A 5,438-nucleotide genomic window follows, 5' to 3' on the forward strand; every position below is an offset into this window, starting at 1 on the left:
CATGTGGGGTCCGCTGGGGCGCGGGTTCAGGCTCTCCCCTGAAAAACGCTACCTGATCCTGGCCGGGGGCATGGGCATCGCCCCTTTTATCGGCCTTTGCAAGGAGCACCCCTATCCCGGCAAGCTGAGCCTTATCTTTGGTCATCGCATGGACCGGTCCTGCTACCCCTTTGATGAACTGCCCGGGGAGATGCAGCGCCAGAATATGCGCCAGACGAACCAGGAAGACATGGAACATTTCGGCCGGGTCCTCAGGGAGCAGATATCCCGGTTTGCTTCCAGGGGAGAGGTCCTGGCCTGCGGTCCCATGCCTTTTCTGCAGGTGGTGCAAAAGCATGTGCTGGAAGCAGGGGCCTCGGCCCAGCTTTCGGTGGAGACTAGAATGGCCTGCGGAGTAGGTGCCTGCCTGGGATGCGTGGTTCAGACCCGCAGCCAGGGTCTGGTACAGAGCTGTGTACAAGGACCGGTCTTTGATGCCGGGGAACTGGTGTTGTAGCTATGGATATAAGTGTCGATCTGGGCGGACTCCGCCTCAAAAATCCCATCATGAGCGCATCCGGGACCTTTGGCTATGGCCTGGAATTTTCTCCCTACGGAGACCTGCAAAAGCTGGGAGCCATCGTGGTCAAAGGCCTATCCCTGCATCCGCGCAGCGGCAATCCCACACCGCGCATCACTGAAACACCCTGCGGCATGTTAAACGCCATAGGCCTGCAGAATGTGGGGGTGGAAAAATTTCTTGCACAGAAGCTTCCCTTTCTGCCTGCGGATGAAACCCCGGTAGTGGCCAATCTCTATGCCCAGGGTGCTGAAGAATTCGTGGAGCTGGCGGCAATCCTGGGGGATGCACCCCGAGTGGGGGCCCTGGAGGTGAATATATCGTGTCCCAATGTGCGTTGCGGCGGGGTGCAGTTCGGCCAGGACCCCGAGGCCGCGGCATCCGTCACCCGGGAAGTGCGCAGGGCCAGCCCGGACAAGCCCCTGATCATCAAGCTGAGCCCCAATGTCACGGATATCAGGGTCATTGCCCGGGCGGTGCGGGATGCCGGCGCGGATGTTATTTCCCTGATAAACACCCTGGGGGGCATGGCAGTGGACATCCACAGCAGAAAGCCCAGGCTGGCCAATATAGTGGGCGGCCTCTCCGGTCCCGCTGTGAAGCCGGTGGCCCTGAAGATGGTCTACGAGGTCTGCCGCGAAGTGGATATCCCGGTCATCGGCCTGGGCGGCATCTGCAGCGCCCGGGACGTGCTGGAATTCATCATGGTGGGGGCCCACGCTGTGCAGGTGGGCACGGCCAATTTCATGCGCCCGGACTTGATTTTCGACCTGGTGGACGAACTGCCCGGCCTGCTGGCTGAGCTGGGTGCAGAGTCTCTCGACGATTTCAGAGGTTCTCTGGAGACTCAATGAAATCCCTTCATTACCCCAATCAACCATTAGCAGATAACTGGACTAAGGGTATAGCCCGGGTTAGCAGCTGTATCCTGCGGGGATAAATAAATCAGGGTCACCCGCCTGCTAAGACTTGAAAAACAGAAGGGTGTCAGATAGGCTGTAAGCTTGAAAACAAGCTGCACTGCTGTTTTTTAAGGAAAGCAGGGGACAGGCACCCCCGCACTTATTTTTGTTAAGGGAAATTTCAGCATATAAAAAAAACAAGTGCGTGGAGAGCCAGTCCCCATGCTACATCCTGCTGTTTTTTTAAGGAAAGCAGGGGACAGGCACCCCCGCACTTATTTTTGTTAAGGGAAATTTCAGCATATTTGAAAAACAAGTGCGGGGAGAGCCAGTCCCCATGCCACATCCAAAGCGCAGATATATTAGCTGCAACCGGTTGAACCTTTGCAGGGTTTTGCTTCAAGGCGAAATCTTAAGGAGATAAAATGCCCCAGCCCATAAAAGATGCAGTCGCCCTGTGTAAAACCATCATGCGCAACGGCTACGATGCATACGTCATCAATGCCCCCCTTCAGGAGCGGGCCATGGACCAGAACCACATGGAAGTGGATATTTGCACGGAACTGGACTTTACCGGCCTGACCAAGCTTTTCCCCAGCCTGGAGACCTCGGGGGGGCTGGATTTCCTGGGCTTCTTAAGGCAGGGCCAGATGACATTCAATTTTTACCCCGCAGACGTCATAGAAAGTTCATATACCGATGGCACCATAGCCCGCATGACTCCAAGGCTGGTTAAGCGTCTGGAAGAGATGGGGGATTTGCCCCTGGTCTGGGCCTGCCCCTACATCCCGGATCCCAGAGCGGTTTACGACGGCTTTGAAGATCTGGATACAGGCAAAATCACCCTGGAGGGACTCCCTGACGAGACCCTGAAGAAGGATTACCTGCGGGCCGTCAAGGCCCTGCGTTTTTCAGCCAATTTCGGCCTGCCCATAGAGGGCAACACATGGCTGGCTATTCTCAGGTCCTCCAGGAGGGTTCTGGACTACGTGTCAGTTACAGATCTCATGGACGAATGGCGCAAGGTGGAAGCCGAAAACATGCACAGGTTCGTGGAGCTTTTGTTTGAATCCATGATCCTGCATGGTCTCATCCCGGAGCTTGCATCACTGAACAGGGTGGAGCAGGTCAAAAATCCCGAGTATGGCCGGGAAAATGTCTGGGAGCATACTCTGGGGGTGATACGCCATTACCCGGAGGAGCTTCCCTATGACTGGTACGGCACTATGGCCTGTCTGTTTCACGATGTGGGCAAACTGTTCGCCGCGGAATACTTTCACGACAAAATCACTTTTTATCAGCACCACCGCATAGGGGCCAAGGTTACCCGCAAGATCCTTAAACGGCTCAGGTTCAATACCGATGAAATCGACCTGGTGTGTCACCTGGTGCGCCATCATATGCGCTTTCATTTCATGCTCACGGACCGCGGCATCCGCAGGTTCATGGCCCTGGACGAATATCCCAGGCTCATGGAAATGGTCCGGGCGGATATCAAGGCCAGGGACGGCAGCTACAAGGAATTCAACCACAACCTGAAGATGCTTGAGAAGGCCAAAGTCAGGGAGGAAATCCTGGAGCCGCTTTTGAACGGGCATGAGATCATGGAATTCACCGGCATCAAGCCCGGTCCCGGAGTGGGGGTGATCCGCGAGGCCCTGCTTCAGGCCCAGGCAGCAGGAGATGTTACCTCGGTGCCCGAGGCCATAGAATTTGTCATGCGCTACAAGGAAAAGGAGCATCTGCAATAGACAACCTGCTGGAACAAGACCGCGAATCAATGCAGAACCTGCTGAAACATCGCGGGGAACCGGCCTACAGGGCGGATCAGCTATGGCAGTGGATGTGGCAGAAGAAGGCCGGGAATTTCCAGGAGATGACCAACATTTCCAAGGCCCTGCGCAGCAGTCTGCAGCAGGAGTTTGTCCTGCAAAGGCCTGAGGTGGTCCAGAAAAAGGAAAGCATTGACGGGACAGTAAAGCTCCTGCTGGGTCTTAGTGACGGCTTCTGTATCGAGACGGTCATCATCCCGGAAAAGGATTATTATACCCAGTGCATTTCCACCCAGGTGGGGTGCCCCATGGGATGTGTCTTCTGCAGTACCGGGCGTATGGGGTTCAAGCGCAACCTCACCCCCGGGGAGATAGCTTCCCAGGTTCTTGTGGCAGGCCGGCACCTGGAGGACACAGGCCTGGACAGTACCCGTCTGACCAACGTGGTGCTCATGGGCATGGGGGAGCCGCTTTTAAACTGGGATGCGGTGAAAAAAGCCATGGGCATGATGACGGATCCCCTGGGACTGGGGATCTCCAGAAGAAGGCTTACCCTGTCCACGGTGGGGGTCAGGGACAGGCTGCAGGAGTTCGGTCGCTCCCGCCTGGGTATGCTGGCGGTGTCCCTGCATGCACCGGATCAGGAACTGCGCCGCAAGCTTATGCCCGGGGCCGCAACCTGGGATATACAGGACCTGGTCAGTGCCCTGGAACAATACCCTCTTGCCCCCAGGGAACGTATTACCATTGAATACGTTCTGTTAAAGGATATAAACGACTCCCCGGCCCAGGCCAGGGGCCTTGTGCGTCTTTTGTCCCGGGTCAAATGCAAGGTGAACCTGCTGGCCTGTAATCCCGGGGAGCATGAAGGATATCAGCCGCCACAGGAGAAGACCATACTGGCGTTTGAGGAAGTGCTTCGCTCCAAGGGGCTGACTGTCACCCTGCGCAAAAGCAAGGGCCAGGATATCAGCGCCGCTTGCGGACAGCTGGCTGCAGATTCATGAACTGGGGGGCATGGGGCGTAGGGCATAGGGCATGGAGCATGGGGAAGAGGGTATGGGCGTGATGAAGAGTATCAGTAAGAAATGATCAAGGGTAAACAAGGAGACACGTTTTGAAACCCGATTTTGACAAGGGAAACGGGCTGTTGCCGGTGATAGTCCAGGAATGGGATACCGGAGAGGTGCTCATGCTTGCTTACAGCGACCAGCAGGCATGGGAAAAAAGCCTGGAGACCGGCGAGGCCCATTTTTACAGCCGCAGCAGAAAAAGTATATGGCATAAAGGCGGGACTTCCGGACACGTGCAGAGGATCCGGGAGATACGCATAGACTGCGACTATGACACCATCTTGTTCATGGTGGAACAGGTGGGGGGTGCGGCCTGCCACAAGGGCTACAAAAGCTGCTTTTTCACCCGGGTGGAAAAGGATGGCCGTTTCCTGGAACATGCCGCAAAAGTATTCGATCCCAAGGAGGTTTACAATAAATGAGCAGCGAGCAAGTCCTGAAGCTGGGCATCCCCAAGGGTTCCCTGGAGGAAGCCACCAGAAGGCTTTTCGCCCGGGCCGGATGGAAGATAAAGCCTCATCACAGGAACTATTTCCCGGAAATAAATGACCGGGAGATGCAGTGTTCCCTGTGCCGGGCCCAGGAGATATCCAGGTACGTGGAGAACGGGACCATGGATGCGGGACTCACCGGCAAGGACTGGATCATGGAAAACGAATCAGACGTGGTGGTGGTCTCGGACCTGGTGTATTCCAAAGTCAGCAACAGACCGGCCAGGTGGGTTCTGGCGGTGGCCGGGGATTCACCCTACCGTCGCCCTGAGGATCTTACGGGCAAAAAGATAGCCACAGAGCTTAGAAATTTTACCCGCAATTATTTTAACAATGCAGGCATTCCCGTGGAGGTGGAATTTTCATGGGGAGCAACCGAGGCCAAGGTGGTGGAGGGCCTGGCTGACGCCATTGTGGAGGTCACCGAGACCGGATCCACCATCAAGGCTCACGGACTCAGGATAATTGCAGAGCTTTTGCAGACCAATACCCAGTTCATAGCCAACAAAGAGGCCTGGGCAGATCCCTGGAAACGAAGCAAGATCGAAAATATCAATACCCTGTTGCACGGTGCTCTGCGAGCGGACCGGCTGGTGGGGCTGAAAATGAACCTGCCCGCGGACAGGGTGGAAGACGTAATG

The 5,438-nt window shown here is 56.0% G+C and carries 5 protein-coding genes and 1 pseudogene; all 6 read left to right on the top strand.

The window, feature by feature from the left end; all coding sequences use genetic code 11:
• A pseudogene (locus tag QZP87_RS12420) lies at window positions 1–496 on the top strand (dihydroorotate dehydrogenase electron transfer subunit); the annotation flags it as partial.
• A 2-nt stretch (window positions 497–498) separates the two neighbouring features.
• On the top strand, window positions 499–1,413 hold the full coding sequence (locus QZP87_RS12425; RefSeq protein WP_291323241.1) for a dihydroorotate dehydrogenase: 915 nt from the start codon (window positions 499–501) through the stop codon (window positions 1,411–1,413).
• Between the two features lie 473 nt (window positions 1,414–1,886).
• The gene (locus tag QZP87_RS12430) at window positions 1,887–3,212 is read left to right on the top strand and encodes an HD domain-containing protein (protein ID WP_291323242.1); all 1,326 of its coding nucleotides are present in this window, start codon (window positions 1,887–1,889) and stop codon (window positions 3,210–3,212) included.
• Window positions 3,209–4,240 (top strand): 23S rRNA (adenine(2503)-C(2))-methyltransferase RlmN, encoded by a 1,032-nt coding sequence (rlmN, locus tag QZP87_RS12435; protein ID WP_291323245.1) that lies wholly within the window; start codon window positions 3,209–3,211, stop codon window positions 4,238–4,240. The genes QZP87_RS12430 and rlmN overlap by 4 nt, the downstream gene beginning before the upstream one ends.
• 110 nt (window positions 4,241–4,350) lie before the next feature.
• Entirely contained in the window at window positions 4,351–4,728 is a 378-nt protein-coding gene (gene hisI, locus QZP87_RS12440; RefSeq protein ID WP_291323243.1) for a phosphoribosyl-AMP cyclohydrolase, read from the top strand.
• The coding region (hisG, locus tag QZP87_RS12445; RefSeq protein ID WP_291323244.1) for an ATP phosphoribosyltransferase at window positions 4,725–5,438 on the top strand (714 nt) is incomplete at its 3' end. The genes hisI and hisG, both read left to right, overlap by 4 nt.

The organism is Desulfonatronospira sp., assembly GCA_003563255.1.
GTDB lineage: Bacteria > Desulfobacterota > Desulfovibrionia > Desulfovibrionales > Desulfonatronovibrionaceae > Desulfonatronospira.